The following is a 14,314-nucleotide window of genomic DNA, read 5'->3' on the forward strand; positions in this document are numbered from 1 at the left end:
CTAGTTCCGGCAGCCCTGGAACGCCGACCGGTAGCTCTGCGGTGAGGTGCCGGCGATCCGCTTGAACCTGTCGCGGAACGCCGTGGCCGAGCCGAACCCGACCCTGCTCGCGATCAGCTCCACGGACTCCTTCGTCGTCTCCAGCAGGTGCTGCGCCTGCCGGACGCGGGCCCGGTGCAGCCACTGCAACGGCGTCGTCCCGGTCTGCTCGCGGAAGCGCCGGTTCAACGTCCGCGTGCTCATCCCGGCCCGGCGCGCGAGCTCGTCCAGCGTCAGCTCGCGCGCGGCGTTGGCCTCCATCCACTTGAGCAGCGGCTCGAGCTCGGCTCCCTGGGGCGCCGCGGGCGGGGTCGCGATGAACTGCGCCTGCCCGCCTTCCCTCTCCAGGGGCATGACGGCGAACCGCGCCGCGTCGGCCGCCACCGCCGACCCGTGGTCGCACCGGATCATGTGCAGGCACAGGTCGAGGCCCGCCGCGGCACCGGCGGACGTCAGGAACTGGCCGTTGTCGACGTAGAGCACGTCCGGGTCGACCTCCAGCGCCGGGTAGCGCGCGGCCAGCTCCTCGGCGCCCAGCCAGTGCGTGGTGACGCGAAGGCCGTCCAGCAAGCCGGTTTCCGCGAACACGAACGCGCCCGTGCAGATCGACGCGATCCGGGCACCTCGTGCCGCCGCCTTCCGCAACGCCTCGAGCACCGGACGGGGCACGGCCATGTCGGGGTCGTGCCCCGGCAGCATGATCGTGTCCACTTCGGACAGGATCTCCAAGCCGTGCGGGACCTTGATCTCGAAACAGCCCGCGTCGACCGTCCTCTTCGGACCGCAGACGCGTACCCGGTACTGCCCGGTCCAGTTGAACGCGTCGACCGGCGTCGCGAAGTCGAACGGGACCACGCTGTCCATCGCCACCACTGCCACCTCGTGCACGTCCACCACCCTAGCTGGCGAGAATCCGTTGGAACATGGCATTCCAGCCAGTTCTGCCGCGGCACCCGCGCTCCTACGGTGTGATCACCGACGCAAGGAGTCAGACGAAGTGAAAGCTCAAGTGGTGTTGTTCGACGGCTTCGACCCGTTGGACGCGATCGGCCCGTACGAGACGCTGACCGCCGGTGGGATCCAGGCCGAGCTGGTCACGGCCGAGGGCCCGCGCGAGGTGCCGAGCGGTGTGGGCTTCTCCCTGCGGGCCACCGGGGAGCTCGACGCGAACGAGCCCGGGATCGTGCTGGTCCCCGGTGCCGCGGCACGCACGGACGAGGAGGTCCTCGCGCTGCTGGCCGCGGCGGCGCCGGCTCTCGCCGCCCCGGTGCGGCAGGCGCTGGACCGGGACGGCGTCACGGTGGCGACGGTGTGCGGCGGCTCGCTGGTGCTGGCGATGGCCGGACTGCTGGAGGGGCGCACCGCCACGACCAACCACCTCGGGCTGGAGGCCCTCGCGAGCTTCGGCGTGAACGCGGTCGCGGCCCGAGTCGTCGAGGACGGCGACCTGGTCACGGCCGCCGGTGTGACCTCGGGTGTGGACCTCGGCCTGTACCTCCTCGAACGCGAAGTGGGCGCCAGGAAGGCCTTCGAGGTCGAGCAGCTGTTCGCGCACGAACGCCGCGGCACGGTGTGGAGGGCCGCGTGAGCAAGCTCTTCCTCTCGCTGCACGTCCTGGCCGCGATCATCGCCATCGGTCCGGTGACGGTCGCCGCCAGCATGTTCCCGAAGGCCGTGAGGACCGGCGGCAACCCCGAGCTGCTGCACCGGATCTGCCGCGTCTACGCCGTCATCGGCATCTCCGTGCCGGTCTTCGGGTTCGCGACGGCGGGCGTGATGGGCGTGACCGGCCACCCCTGGGTGGTCGTGTCGATCGCGCTCACCACCGCCGCCGCGTTCGTGCTCGCGCTGAAGGTCCTGCCCGGCCAGGAGAAGGCGTTGAAGACCAACGACATCAAGCACCTGGCGATGTACACGGGCGTGTTCAACCTGCTGTGGGCGACCGTGACCGTGCTGATGATCCTCCGGCCGGGCTCGACGACCGGCGCCTAACGCGTCGCGACCGGCCGCACGACGATCTCGTTGACGTCGACCTCCGAGGGCTGCGAGATCGCGTACGCGATGGCGTCCCCGATCGCCGACGCGGGCAGCGCGTTCTTGCGGTACTCCGCCATGAACGACGCCGCGTGCTCCTCGGTGATGGTGTCCGCCAGCTCGGACTCCGTGACGCCGGGGGAGATCACGGTGACGCGCAGGTCGTCGCGTTCCTGGCGCAGTCCCTCGGACAGCGCCCACACCGCGTACTTGGTCGCGCAGTACACCGCGGCCGTGGGCGTGACCAGGTGCGCGCCGATCGAGGCGACGTTCACGACGTGCCCTCCGCCGGTGAAGAGGGGCAGCACGGCGGCGAGGCCGTTCAGCACGCCCTTGATGTTCACGTCCACCATGCGGTCCCACTCGTCGACCTTCAACGAGTCCATGAGGGACAACGGCATCACGCCGGCGTTGTTCACCAGCACGTCGACGTGGCCGTGCTCGGCGACTGCGGCATCCACGAAGGACTTGAAGGACTCGCGCGAGGTCACGTCCAAAGGCGCGTAGGCGGCACCGATCTCGGACGCCAGCGCCTTCAGCCGGTCTTCGCGCCGGGCGCCGAGGAACACCCTGTGCCCCGCCTTCGCGAGAACGCGGGCCGTGGCCTCGCCGATGCCGCTGGAAGCTCCACTGATCAGAACGACTTTGCTCATGGCCACAACACTCGGCGCGAAACCCGCGGCCGACCAGGACACCTCCTCCCTAGGTGCGGCACACCCGGGCAACACGCGAACGCAGCGCTTAGGCTCGGAACCATGCTCGGGGAGTTCCTGAAAGCGCACCGCGCCCGCGTCAACCCGCAGGACGCGGGTCTGCCGAGTCACACCCAGCGCAAGGTCAAGGGCCTGCGGCGCGAGGAGGTCGCCGTGCTCGCCGGGGTGAGCGCCGACTACTACGCCCGCCTGGAGCAGGGCCGCGAGACCAACCCGTCGGCGCAGGTCCTCGACGCCCTCAGCCGCGCGCTGAAGCTCGACACCGACGCCCGCGCGCACCTGCACCGCCTCGCCGGGGTCGTCGCGGACGAGGGCCACTCGACCGACAAGGTCAGCCCCGAGCTGCGGCGCCTCATCAGCGGCCTGCACGACATGCCGGCGTTCGTGATGAGCTCCTACCTCGACCTGCTCGCCACGAACGCGCTCGCGGACGCCCTGTACGAGCCGTTCACGCCCGCCGACAACCTGGCCAGGATGGCGTTCCTCGACCCCGCCGCCGCGAGCTTCTACCCGCGCTGGAACTGGGTCGCGCAGAGCACGGTCGGCAACCTGCGGCTGACGGCCGACCCGACCTCCCCGCGGCTGGGGCGGATGGTCGCGGAGCTCAGCGGCAACCCGGTGTTCAAGGAGCTCTGGGAGAACCACGAGGTGCGCGGGAAGACGCAGGACGCCAAGGAGTTCGCGCACCCGGCGGTCGGCCGGGTGAAGCTGACCTACCACTCGTTCGACGTGCGGGAGGCTCCCGGCCAGTTCCTGGTGGTCTACCAGGCGGAACCGGGTCCGGACGCCGACGCGCTGAAGCTCCTCGCGACTAGTCGGGCCACACGGGAGAACGCTTCTCCAGGAACGACGCCCGCCCCTCTTTGGCTGACGGGGACTGCGAGGTCTCGGCCATGACGGACAACGCGATCTCGTAGCCGTCGATCTCGGGCCGGTCCAGCTGCGCGTAGATGGTGCGCTTGCCGATGGCCTTCGACACCCGGCTCCCCCGCGTGGCACGCGCGAGCAGGTCGTCGGTGGCGGCGTCCAGCTCGTCCGCGGGCACCGCGCGGTTGACCAGGCCCCACTCCACCGCCGTGGCCGCGTCGATCACGTCTCCGGTGAGCGCCAGCTCCATCAGCCGCTTGCGCCCGATCGACCGGGCCACCGGCACCGCGGGCGTGTGGCAGAACCAGCCCGCTTTGCCGCCGGGCAACGAGAACCCGGCGGTGTCCGCCGCCACCGCGAGGTCGCACGAGGCCACCAGCTGGCACCCGGCCGCCGTCGCCAGTCCCTGCACGCGCGCGATCACGACCTGCGGCGCGGACTGGATGGTCTTCATCAGCACGGTGCACAGTTCCAGCAGCAGCCGTACACCTTCCTCATCGCGTGCGTGCACATCCGCGAAGTCATGCCCTGCGGAGAACACCGGCCCCTCGGCGCCGAGCACGATGCCCGCCGCGTCGGACGTGCGCACCTCGCGGAACGCCTCCAGCAACTCCGCGAGGTGTTCCGCCGACAGCGCGTTGCGCTTGGCCACGCGGTTCATCGTGATCCGGACGACCGACCCGTCCCGCGAAACGTCCACCATTCCGCGACAGTAAAGCCCTACGCGGGAGAGCGCACCTCCCGGATCACGGTGACGATCTCGTCCATGATCTCGGTCAGCTCGTAGTCCTTGGGCGTGAACACCCGCGCGACGCCCCGCTCGCGCAGCTTGGCCGCGTCGTCCGGCGGGATGATGCCGCCGACGATCACCGGGATGTCCCCCGCGCCCGCCGCGCGCAGGCCGTCGACCACCGCGGGCACGACCTCCAGGTGCGAGCCGGAGAGGATCGAGAGACCGACGACGTGCACGTCCTCCTGCACGGCCGCGGACACGATCTGCGACGGCGTCAGGCGGATGCCCTGGTAGACGACCTCGAAACCGACGTCGCGGGCCCGCACGGCGACCTGCTCGGCACCGTTGGAGTGCCCGTCGAGCCCCGGCTTGCCGACGAGCATGCGCAGCCGTTCGCCGAGCTCCTCACCGGTCGCGCGCACCCGGTCGCGCACCCGGGCGATCTCCGAGCCCGCCTCGCCCGACGCCGAAGCACCGGAGACGCCGGTCGGCGCACGGTACTCGCCGAAGGTCTCGCGCAGGGCCTGTGACCACTCGCCCGTCGTGACGCCGGCACGCGCGCACGCCAGCGTCACCTCGACGAGGTTCTGCTCGGTCTTCGCGGCCTCGCGCAAGGCGTCCAGCGACGCCTCGACCGCGGCGCCGTCCCGGGAAGCACGCCACTGCCGGATCGCCTCGACGGCGTGCAACTCGACGACCGGGTCGATGGTCTCGATGGCGTTCGCGCCCTCGGCCTGCAACGGCGACGGCTCGGTCGTGTCGAACTTGTTGACGCCGACCACGACCTCCTCGCCGGACTCGACACGACGACGCCGATCGGCGAGGGACGACACGAGCTGCGACTTCATGTAGCCGGACTCGACGGCCGCGACGGCACCGCCCATCGCCTGCACGCGGTCGATCTCCTCGCGCGCACCGGCGAGGATCTCGTCCACCTTCGCCTCGATGACCGGTGAGCCGTCGAAGATGTCCTCGTACTCCAGCAGGTCCGTCTCGTAGGCGAGCACCTGCTGCATGCGCAACGCCCACTGCTGGTCCCACGGACGCGGCAGGCCCAACGCCTCGTTCCACGCCGGCAGCTGGATCGCGCGCGCACGGGCGTTGCGGGACAACGACACCGCGAGCATCTCCAGCACGATGCGCTGGACGTTGTTCTCCGGCTGCGCCTCGGTGAGGCCGAGCGAGTTGACCTGCACGCCGTAGCGGAACCGGCGGTGCTTCGGGTTCTCGACGCCGTAGCGCTCGCGCGTGATCTCGTCCCACAACTGGGCGAACGCGCGCATCTTGCACATCTCCTCGATGAACCGCACACCCGCGTTCACGAAGAAGGAGATGCGGGCGACGACGTCCCCGAACTTCTCCTGCGGCACCTGACCGGAGTCGCGCACCGAGTCGAGGACCGCGATCGCCGTGCACATCGCGTACGCGACCTCCTGCGCCGGCGTCGCGCCGACCTCCTGGAGGTGGTAGCTGCAGATGTTGATCGGGTTCCACTTCGGCACGTTCGACACGGTCCACGCGACCATGTCGGTGATCAGCCGCAGCGACGGCCCCGGCGGGAACACGTACGTGCCGCGGGACAGGTACTCCTTGATGATGTCGTTCTGCGTCGTGCCGGCGAGCGCCGACGGGTCCGCGCCCTGCTCCTCCGCCACGGTGACGTAGAGCGCGAGCAGCCACATGGCCGTCGCGTTGATCGTCATCGACGTGTTGGCGCCGGCGAGCGGGATCTGGTCGAAGAGCTGGCGCATGTCGCCGATGTGGCTGATGGGCACACCGACCTTGCCGACCTCGCCCTTGGCGAGCTCGTCGTCGGGGTCGTAGCCCGTCTGCGTCGGCAGGTCGAACGCCACCGACAGACCCGTCTGGCCCTTCGCGAGGTTCCGGCGGTAGAGGGCGTTGGACGCCGCCGCCGAGGAGTGCCCCGCGTACGTCCGCATCACCCAGGGGCGGTCGCGTTCGCGGTCAGCTGGATACGGCACAGCAACCTCCCACATCGTCGTTCATCGGAGCGTACTGGCCGGTAACCATTGCCGCGCGTGCGCTTGCTCACTGAATCGAGACCAGAAGGAGCATGATGAAGAGGTGACAGGGATCTACCAGACCGTGGTCGTGTTCGCGGTCCTAGGCCTGCTGGCACTGGTGCTGCGGTACTTCGTGGGCAACGACAGGAGGCCCGTGCCGGATCTGGACGGCACGGACTTCGGGTTGCTGAGCGAGGTGGCCGTCGTGCCCACCGAGGAGGCCGCGAACGTCCTCGTGCAGAAGCTGAAGAGAAACGGCGTGCGGGCCACGCGTTCGCGGAACGCGCCCTACCAGGTGATGGTGTTCCCGTCGGACGTCGCGAACGCGCGGCTCGTGCTCAAGACCTAGGAGCTCACGCGCTCCACGTTGGCACCGAGCTTGCGGAGGTTCTCCACAAACCCGGGGTAGCCGCGCTCGATGTGGAAGATCTCGTACACCTCGGTGGCCCCGTCCGCGCACAGACCGGCGAGGACGAGTCCCGCACCCGCACGGATGTCCGAAGCCCACACGGGCGCGCTGGACAGCTGCTCGACGCCGCGGATGACGGCGTGATGCCCGTCCGTGCGCGCATCGGCCCCGAGGCGGATCATTTCGTCGATGAATCGGAACCGCGCCTCGAACAGGTTCTCGGTGATCATCGAGGTGCCCTCGGCGACGGCCGACAGCGCGATCGCGAACGGCTGGTTGTCCGTGGCGAAACCGGGATAGGGCAGCGTCACGAAGTCGACGGCCTTCGGGCGGCCGTCCATGACGACGCGGAAGCCCTCGTCCTCACCCTCGTAGACGGTGACCTCGGCGCCGGCCATGCGCAGCTTCTCGAGCACCAGGTCGAGGTGGTGCGGGTTCACACCGCGCACCCGCACGTCGCCGCGCGTCATGGCGGCGGCGAAGCCCCAGGTGGCGCCCACGATCCGGTCGCCGATGACGCGGTGCTCGGTCGGCTTGAGCTCCTTGACGCCGTGCACGGTCAACGTGGACGTGCCGGCGCCCTCGACCTTCGCGCCCATCTGCGTGAGCATCAGGCAGAGGTCGACGATCTCGGGCTCGCGCGCGGCGTTGTCGATGACCGTCGTGCCGTCGGCCAGGACGGCCGCCATCAGGATGTTCTCGGTCGCCCCCATGCTGGGGAAGTCGAGCCAGATCTGCGCGCCGTGCAGCCCCTCGGCCTCGGCGACGATGCAGCCGTGCTCGATGCCGGTCGTGGCACCGAGCTTCTCGAGACCGCTCTGGTGCATGTCCAACGGCCGCGAGCCGATCGCGTCACCACCGGGCAGCGCAACGACCGCGCGCTTGCACCGCCCGACGAGCGGCCCGAGCACGCAGATGGACGCCCGCAGCTTGCCCATCGCCTCGGAGTCGGCGTGGTAGCTGAGCTCGGCCGGGGTCGTGATCCTCGCCACGTCCCCTTCGAGCTCGACCTCGCACCCGAGGCTGCGCAGCGCGTCGGCCATCAACGGCACGTCGAGGATGTCCGGGCAGTTGGTGATGGTCGTGGTGCCCTCGGCGAGCAGGGCCGCCGCCATCAACTTGAGGACGCTGTTCTTGGCGCCGACGACGTCAACTTCGCCGACCAGACGTGCGCCACCGTGTACCCGGAAATGCTCGCTCACGCGGCAATCCTACGTACGCCCATAGAGTGCCGGTTATGGCGGTGCATCTCACCAAGATCTACACACGAGTCGGCGACGACGGCACGACCGGCCTGGGCGACTTCTCCCGCGTCCCGAAGACCGATCCGCGCATCGAGGCGTACGCGGACGTCGACGAGACCAACGCGTCCCTCGGCGTGGCGCTGGCACTGGGCGACCTGGCCCCGGACGTCTTCGAGGTCGTGCGCAAGGTGCAGAACGACCTGTTCGACGTGGGCGCGGACCTCTGCACCCCGGTCGTCCCGGACCCGAAGTACCCGCCGCTGCGCGTCACCCAGGCCTACGTGGACCGCCTGGAGACCTACTGCGACACGTTCAACGAACGCCTGGGCAAGCTCGACTCGTTCATCCTCAACGGCGGCACGCCGGGAGCGGCCCTGCTGCACCAGGCCCGCACCATCGCCCGCAGGGCGGAGCGCCGCACGTGGTCGCTGATCGAGGCCGACGCCGAGCACACCAACGTGCTGACGGCGAAGTACCTGAACCGGCTGTCGGACCTGCTGTTCATCCTGGCGCGGGTGGCGAACCCGGACGGCGACGTGCTGTGGGAGCCGGGCGGCAACGCCTGACCACGACGAAGGGCGCCTCCCTCAGCGGGAAGCGCCCTTCGTCGTCACATCAGGAAGCCCAGGGGATCGAGCGCCCGGGAGGCGACGACTCCAACCAGGACAGGAACCCGGTCAGAGCGTCCGGCCCCATCGCGATCTCCACCTCGCCGGAGGCGGACCGGCACCGCAGCACCGTCGCCCCCACCGGCATGGCGTAGGCCTCGGGCCCCGTGGGTTCACGCCGGGCGTCGATCTCGAGCCCGTCCCGGGAGATCAGCTCGTCGGGCCGCGACCCCAGGGACAGCACCCGGAACCAGGCGAACGAGTCGCCCCGGTAGTGCCCGACCCCCAGGTGCCAGCCACGGCCGCGATCGTCGAACTTGCTGCGCAGCGCGACGTGCACGCCACCTTCGCGCAGCAGCCGGATGCGGCGCCAGGCGAAGTAGACGATGACGATCGCCACCCCGAGCAGGATCAGTCCGGCGATTTCGGTGATCCCCACGGCTGGGCCCTCGCGCCCGGTCTCAGGCCGACTGTTCCACGGCCCGCACGCGCGCTGCCGCACGTGCGCGCTCGGCGTCGTCCGTGTCCTGCAGCGCCGATCGCGCCGCGTTCACGTCGATCTCGCCCGCGAGCTCGGCGTCCTCGGCGAGGATCGACACGCCGGTGCCGGTCACGGACAGGAAGCCACCGTGCACGGCGGCGGTCACCAGGCCGCCGTCCGTCGTGCGGATGCGCACCACGCCACCCTCGACCAGCTGACCGAGAACGGGCTCGTGACCGGGCAGGATGCCGATCTCGCCCTCGGTCGTCTGTGCCGAAACGGAAGTGGCCGTGCCGGACCACAGGCGGCGTTCAACGGCGACCAGTTCAACGGTCATCTCGGCCACGCGTATCTCCCTCGTCGTCTGGAGTCGAACTGGAGTCTAAACGGTCGCCTGACAGCCTCGCCGCCCCGCCCGGTGTCAGCACCTACGGCAACCGCCGAAGGGGGGACATGCAGGACTTCGAGGACTTCGTGGCGTTGCGCTCACAGGCGTTGTTGCGCACCGCTTACCTGCCGTGCGGCACTGGCCAACGCCGCCGCGAACCGGTGGCTACGGCGGTCCCGCAAGCCGGAGGCACCGAATGGAGCACGCGGAAACGCCGCTGACGAAAGGCCACGAACAACAGGTCGTGGACGCGGACAGCGTCGTGCGCGCGCTGGCGCAGCTGCCGAGCGGGATGCGCGCCGTCCTGGTGCTGCGGTACTTCGACGACCTCACCGAGGCCGACACCGCCTGCGGGAACTGATGGGCGAGCAGGTGCTGATGTGGAGCTGAGGAGCGCGGTGGAGGCCGCGACGGCGGACCTGGACGTGCGGCCGGGATTCGTGGGAGACGTGATGGCGGGAGGCAGGCGGCGGCACACGCGCAGCCAGTTGGCGCTGACCGCGGCGGTGGCTCTGCTCGCGGGCGTGACGACCGGGGTGGTGCTGACGGACTCCTCCCCGGAGCCCGCGGTCGCGGCAGACGCGCGCCTGACGGCGACGACCGCGGGTGATCTCTCCGGTGGCAGGGCGTTCATCAGCGAGGTGCAAGCGCTGCGGGGCCGTCCGAAGAACGCAGGCCTTCGACCCTACGAGAACGTGACGGAGTTCACGGGTCCGTTGAACGTCTTCTGGGCCGCGACCACCCCGAGCGGCCCGGCGGCGCCGTTGTGCAACGCGAGCTCGACCGCGGCCAGGAGAGCGGGCTCTACCGGTTCGGGCCGGACGGCTCGACGTACCTCGCCCCCGGCCTGGGCGGCAGGGTGTTCTGGTCGGTGAACCCGGTGCGGGGCACGGACAACCGGCTGAGCCGGACGTGGCGGGAGGCCGGGACAAGCCCGGGAGGCGTCGCCGTGATCAGCGCACAGCGGTCCGAACGGCCGGTGTTCGTCCGCGCGGACAACCCCCCGCTGCCCCAGGACTTCGCCTCGGAGCCGCTGCGCGGCAGGTTCGCGTGGCGGCCGGACGCGGCGTTCGTGCCGCACCCCGGCCTCGGCTGGTCCGGTCGGCGGTGCGCGTCGGACAGCCCCGCCGGGGGTCCGGGGTGGCCTGTCGAGAAGGCGCCGTCGCCCCAGGGGGCCTGCAGCAGCGGGGCTTGCTCGACTACGTGGCCGACTGGGACGCGACAGGCGAGTGGAGCGTCTGCGCGTGGCTGCCCGACGGCCGCTATGCCGAGGTGTTCGAGGTGTTCGAGGCGTACGGAGAGCTGTACGGCGCGTTCTACGACCCGTCCGGCTCGTTCAGCGCCCCCTGCTCGGCGGCAAGGCCGTGAAGGGCACGTCGTGGTCGTGCCGTTGCCGGACGGCCAAGACACGATCGTCGCCGACTTCGACGGCCGCATCGGCCCGCGGGAGCGGATCCACGCCTGGCTGGCCCCCGCGGGCACGAAGGACGTGACGGTGCGCCACGGGGACGTCTCCTCGGTCGTGCCGCTGTCCTGATCACCCGTGCCAGGAACGCCAGAGCGCCGCGTAGGTGCCGTCCCTGGCGACCAGGTCGTCGTGGGAACCCAGCTCCACGACCCGGCCGGCGTCGACGACCGCGATCCGGTCGGCGTCGCGCGCCGTCTGCAGCCGGTGCGCGATCGCGATCACCGTGCGTCTTTCGCGCACGGCCGCGATCGCGCGCTCGGCGTGCCTGGCCGTGGCCGGGTCGAGCGAGGACGTCGCCTCGTCCAGCACCAGCGTGTGCGGATCGGCGACCTCCACCCGCGCGAGCGCCAGCTGCTGCGCCTGCGCGGGGTCGAGCTCCAGCCCGCCCGCGCCCAGCGGCGTGTCCAGGCCTCGCGGCAGGTCGTCGAACCAGCTCGCGCCCACCGTCCGCAGAGCCTCGACGAGCCTGTCGTCGGGAGCGTCCGGAGCCGCCATCGCCAGGTTGTCCCTGACCGTGCCGATGAACACGTGGTGTTCCTGCGTCACCAGCACGATCCGCTGCTCGCCCGCCGCCGTGAGGTCCGCGACCGGCACACCGCCCACCAGGACCGATCCGGCCGCCGGCCGGTCGACGCCCGCGACCAGCCTGCCCAGCGTCGACTTGCCGGCTCCCGACACCCCGACGACCGCGAGCCTCTCCCCCGGCTGCACGACGAGGTCGACACCGTGCAGCACCTCGTGACCGTCCACGTAGGAGTAGCGGACGCCGGACGCCTCGATGCGGTCGCCGTCCGGCTCACCCACCTCCGGCACGGGCTCGACGTCGGCGCCGATCCCCTCGACCCTGGCGAACGACGCACCACCGCGTTGCAGGAACTCGACCCAGAACATGATGCGCTCCAACGGCTCCACGAGCCGCCACACGTACAGCGCGCCCGTGACGACGACCTCGACGCCCACCGCGTCCGCCGCGTAGAACAGGCCCCCGAAGAGCAGCACCAGGGCGGTGGGCACGGTGCTCGCGAAGCTGACGACCGGGAACAGCACGTTCCGCAGCCGCAGGGTCCGCAGCCGGGTCCGGAACGACCGCGCGATGGCGGCCTCCGCGACCGCCACCAGCCGGTCCCGCAGCCCGTAGGTCTCGATCGTCCGGCTGCCCTCGCCGACGGCGGCGGAGATCTCCGCGACGTCGCCGACTGCCTCGCTCTCCGCGAGGTACGCCTGCCGCGCACGGGCCAGGTACCAGCGCAGCGCCCACGCCACGAACGGCAGGCCCGCCAGCGCGACGAGACCGAGCACGGGGTCCAGCCAGAAGAGCGCCGCGTAGATCACCACCAGGTGCACGACGCCGGTGAGCACCTCGGGCACAGCGTCCCGCAGGGCCTGGCCGACGACCCCGACGTCGCTCGTCACGCGGCTCAGCAGGTCGCCCGTGCCCAGCCGGTCCACCACCCGCGCGGGCAACGCCAGCGTGCGCGCCACCGCCTCCTCCCGCAACGACGCCAGGACCCGTTCGCCGAGCCGAGCGGCCAGCAAGGCGCTGCACCGCACCAGCACCAGGTGCACCACGGCCGAACCGAGCACGCCCAGCGCGATCCAGTCCACAGTGGACAGGGTGAGGGTGCCGGCCTCCACCCCGCCGACGACCTTGCCGAGCAGGTACGGCCCGACGAGACCGGACGCCGCCGTCAGCACCGTCAGCGCGACCACCACGGCCAGCGCCCGCCGTTCTCCGCGCACCAGCCGCGCGGCCGCGCGCCGGACCTCACGCCGGTCCGCGACGGGAAGCCGCTTCACCGGCTCCCCTCCAGGTGCACGACCTGGTCCGCCTGCCCCGCCCACAACGGCGACGACGACACGACCACCGTGGTCCGCCCCAGCCGTTTCTCACGGACCCGTTGCGCCACAGCGGCTTCGGTCACCGCGTCGAGCGCCGACGTCGGCTCCACGAGCACCAGCAGGTCCGGTTCGCTCAGCAGCGCCCGCACGAGCCGCAGCCGTTGCCGCTGACCGCCGGAGACGTTGCGCCCCTGCGCCTCCAGGTGCGAGTCGAGCCCGTCCGGCATCGCCTCCACGACGTCGACCGCGGCCGCCGCGTGCAACGCCTCCTGGATCTCGCGGTCGTCGTGCTCGGCCACCGAGACCGCCTCGCGCACCGTCCCCGGGAACAGGTAGTCGTCGTTGTCCGCCACCACCCCCGGCAGCCGTTCGACGGCTTCCCGCGCCTGTGCGGCGTTCGCCGGCACGACCACCGTCAGCGCACCGGACCTGACCTCCAGCGTCCCCTCCCCGCCGCCCTTCTCCTCCGGCCGCAACCGCAGGACGTCCACGACCCGCCGTGCCGAGACGAGCGCCCGCGGAATGGTGTCCGCGCCCTCGACGAAGAAGCTGACGGGCACGATCAGCGTCGTCACGTACAGGTAGACCGCGACCATGTCCTCGACGGAGATCTCCCCCGCGACCACCCTGCGCGCCACGATCCACGTCACCACGGCGGAGAACAGCGCGGGCAGCCCCCACGTCAGCGCCTGCACCCAGCTGAGCGACGCCGAGACCCGGTAGCCGTCCCGCAGGACCTCCCGCGACTGCGCCCGGAAGCGCTCCTCGAACGCCCGCTTCCCCCCGATGCCCGCCAGCACCCGCAGTCCCCCGACGATGTCACCGGCCCGCGCGCTCAGCTCCCCCTGGCTGCCGCGGTACCCGGCCTCCACGACGTGCAGCCGCCGCAGCACCGGCCCGGTGACCACCGCGAGCACCGGCACCCCCAGCAGCACCACCACCGCGATCAACGGCGAGATCCGCACCAGCAACACCGCCGTGACGCCGTACGCGATGACCGCCCCGACGCCTGGGCCGGTGCTGGTGAGCGCGTGCGCGATCCGCTGCGTGTCGCCGTTCTGCAGGTACGTCAGCTCGCCGGTGGACAGCTTGCGCCGCACCACCCCGCCGAGCCGCGTGACGTGCCGGACGACGACCTGCGCCGTCCGCAACGCGGCATCCGTGCGCACCAGCGTCATCGTGCGGTGCCGCGCGACCCCGAGAAGCGCCAGCACCGCCGCCATCACGAGGAGCGCCGCACACCACCACACGAGCGCCACGCGGTCACCGCCCCGCAGACCGTCCTCGATGGCCCGTGAGATGAGGTAGGGCGGCACGACCAGCCCGCACATCCACAGCGACCCCCACCACGCGCCGGCCAGCACCCGCCACCGTTGCGCGGACACGAGCCACCACAGGTACCGCCCTGGCGAGCGAACGTCGGGCGTCCCGGGATCGTCGTACGGAGCATGTCGGGCCATGCCCCGA

18 protein-coding genes are annotated in these 14,314 nt (G+C 71.2%); 9 read left to right on the plus strand and 9 right to left on the minus strand.

Translation table 11 applies throughout. From position 1 onward, the window contains the following. Positions 1-927 (minus strand): GlxA family transcriptional regulator, encoded by a 927-nt coding sequence (locus tag L6E10_RS02865; protein WP_236216486.1) that lies wholly within the window; start codon positions 925-927, stop codon positions 1-3. A gap of 109 nt (positions 928-1,036) precedes the next feature. Between L6E10_RS02865 and L6E10_RS02870 the strand changes: the two genes are divergently transcribed. Then, positions 1,037-1,627 carry a DJ-1/PfpI family protein gene (locus tag L6E10_RS02870; RefSeq protein ID WP_236216488.1) on the plus strand — a complete coding sequence of 197 codons (591 nt, stop codon included), beginning with the start codon at positions 1,037-1,039 and terminating at the stop codon, positions 1,625-1,627. After that, a complete protein-coding gene (locus L6E10_RS02875; protein WP_236216490.1) occupies positions 1,624-2,031 on the plus strand; it encodes a hypothetical protein in 408 nt (135 codons plus the stop codon). Before L6E10_RS02870 ends, L6E10_RS02875 begins: the two co-directional genes overlap by 4 nt. Here L6E10_RS02875 and L6E10_RS02880 read toward each other — a convergent pair. Next, positions 2,028-2,726 (minus strand): SDR family oxidoreductase, encoded by a 699-nt coding sequence (locus tag L6E10_RS02880; RefSeq protein ID WP_236216492.1) that lies wholly within the window; start codon positions 2,724-2,726, stop codon positions 2,028-2,030. The genes L6E10_RS02875 and L6E10_RS02880 overlap by 4 nt on opposite strands. A 102-nt stretch (positions 2,727-2,828) precedes the next feature. Here L6E10_RS02880 and L6E10_RS02885 point away from each other — a divergent pair, with 102 nt between their 5' ends. After that, on the plus strand, positions 2,829-3,683 hold the full coding sequence (locus L6E10_RS02885; RefSeq protein WP_236216494.1) for a helix-turn-helix transcriptional regulator: 855 nt from the start codon (positions 2,829-2,831) through the stop codon (positions 3,681-3,683). On the opposite strand, the gene L6E10_RS02890 is transcribed toward L6E10_RS02885, so the two are convergent. Then, on the minus strand, positions 3,598-4,356 hold the full coding sequence (locus tag L6E10_RS02890; protein ID WP_236216496.1) for an enoyl-CoA hydratase-related protein: 759 nt from the start codon (positions 4,354-4,356) through the stop codon (positions 3,598-3,600). The genes L6E10_RS02885 and L6E10_RS02890 overlap by 86 nt on opposite strands. Positions 4,357-4,373: 17 nt before the next feature. Beyond that, a complete protein-coding gene (locus L6E10_RS02895) occupies positions 4,374-6,368 on the minus strand; it encodes a protein meaA (RefSeq protein WP_236216498.1) in 1,995 nt (664 codons plus the stop codon). A 103-nt stretch (positions 6,369-6,471) separates the two neighbouring features. Between L6E10_RS02895 and L6E10_RS02900 the strand changes: the two genes are divergently transcribed. Next, the gene (locus tag L6E10_RS02900; RefSeq protein ID WP_236216501.1) at positions 6,472-6,759 is read left to right on the plus strand and encodes a hypothetical protein; all 288 of its coding nucleotides are present in this window, start codon (positions 6,472-6,474) and stop codon (positions 6,757-6,759) included. On the opposite strand, the gene murA is transcribed toward L6E10_RS02900, so the two are convergent. Then, positions 6,756-8,021: a UDP-N-acetylglucosamine 1-carboxyvinyltransferase gene (gene murA / locus L6E10_RS02905; RefSeq protein ID WP_090095227.1), complete on the minus strand. Its 1,266-nt coding sequence runs from the start codon at positions 8,019-8,021 to the stop codon at positions 6,756-6,758. The genes L6E10_RS02900 and murA overlap by 4 nt on opposite strands. A 35-nt stretch (positions 8,022-8,056) precedes the next feature. Here murA and L6E10_RS02910 point away from each other — a divergent pair, with 35 nt between their 5' ends. Next, the gene (locus L6E10_RS02910; protein ID WP_236216503.1) at positions 8,057-8,629 is read left to right on the plus strand and encodes a cob(I)yrinic acid a,c-diamide adenosyltransferase; all 573 of its coding nucleotides are present in this window, start codon (positions 8,057-8,059) and stop codon (positions 8,627-8,629) included. Between the two features lie 49 nt (positions 8,630-8,678). Here L6E10_RS02910 and L6E10_RS02915 read toward each other — a convergent pair whose 3' ends face one another. Both L6E10_RS02915 and L6E10_RS02920 read right to left on the minus strand, forming a co-directional pair. Next, on the minus strand, positions 8,679-9,110 hold the full coding sequence (locus tag L6E10_RS02915; protein ID WP_236216505.1) for a DUF2550 domain-containing protein: 432 nt from the start codon (positions 9,108-9,110) through the stop codon (positions 8,679-8,681). Between the two features lie 22 nt (positions 9,111-9,132). Beyond that, positions 9,133-9,489 carry a F0F1 ATP synthase subunit epsilon gene (locus L6E10_RS02920; protein ID WP_176959606.1) on the minus strand — a complete coding sequence of 119 codons (357 nt, stop codon included), beginning with the start codon at positions 9,487-9,489 and terminating at the stop codon, positions 9,133-9,135. A gap of 247 nt (positions 9,490-9,736) precedes the next feature. Between L6E10_RS02920 and L6E10_RS02925 the strand changes: the two genes are divergently transcribed. From L6E10_RS02925 to L6E10_RS02940, 4 genes are all read left to right on the plus strand, one after another. After that, positions 9,737-9,901 carry a sigma-70 region 4 domain-containing protein gene (locus tag L6E10_RS02925; RefSeq protein WP_236216507.1) on the plus strand — a complete coding sequence of 55 codons (165 nt, stop codon included), beginning with the start codon at positions 9,737-9,739 and terminating at the stop codon, positions 9,899-9,901. A 19-nt stretch (positions 9,902-9,920) separates the two neighbouring features. Continuing rightward, positions 9,921-10,415: a hypothetical protein gene (locus L6E10_RS02930; protein ID WP_236216509.1), complete on the plus strand. Its 495-nt coding sequence runs from the start codon at positions 9,921-9,923 to the stop codon at positions 10,413-10,415. A 316-nt stretch (positions 10,416-10,731) separates the two neighbouring features. After that, the gene (locus L6E10_RS02935; protein WP_236216511.1) at positions 10,732-10,908 is read left to right on the plus strand and encodes a hypothetical protein; all 177 of its coding nucleotides are present in this window, start codon (positions 10,732-10,734) and stop codon (positions 10,906-10,908) included. A 10-nt stretch (positions 10,909-10,918) separates the two neighbouring features. Beyond that, on the plus strand, positions 10,919-11,077 hold the full coding sequence (locus L6E10_RS02940) for a hypothetical protein (protein WP_236216513.1): 159 nt from the start codon (positions 10,919-10,921) through the stop codon (positions 11,075-11,077). Here the strand turns inward: L6E10_RS02940 and L6E10_RS02945 are convergent, their stop codons facing one another. Both L6E10_RS02945 and L6E10_RS02950 read right to left on the minus strand, forming a co-directional pair. Next, on the minus strand, positions 11,078-12,805 hold the full coding sequence (locus tag L6E10_RS02945) for an ABC transporter ATP-binding protein (RefSeq protein WP_236216515.1): 1,728 nt from the start codon (positions 12,803-12,805) through the stop codon (positions 11,078-11,080). After that, positions 12,802-14,307 carry an ABC transporter ATP-binding protein gene (locus L6E10_RS02950; RefSeq protein ID WP_236216517.1) on the minus strand — a complete coding sequence of 502 codons (1,506 nt, stop codon included), beginning with the start codon at positions 14,305-14,307 and terminating at the stop codon, positions 12,802-12,804. Before L6E10_RS02950 ends, L6E10_RS02945 begins: the two co-directional genes overlap by 4 nt. Positions 14,308-14,314: the final 7 nt, after the last annotated feature.

The organism is Lentzea sp. CC55 (genome assembly GCF_021056325.1).
GTDB lineage: Bacteria > Actinomycetota > Actinomycetes > Mycobacteriales > Pseudonocardiaceae > Lentzea > Lentzea jiangxiensis.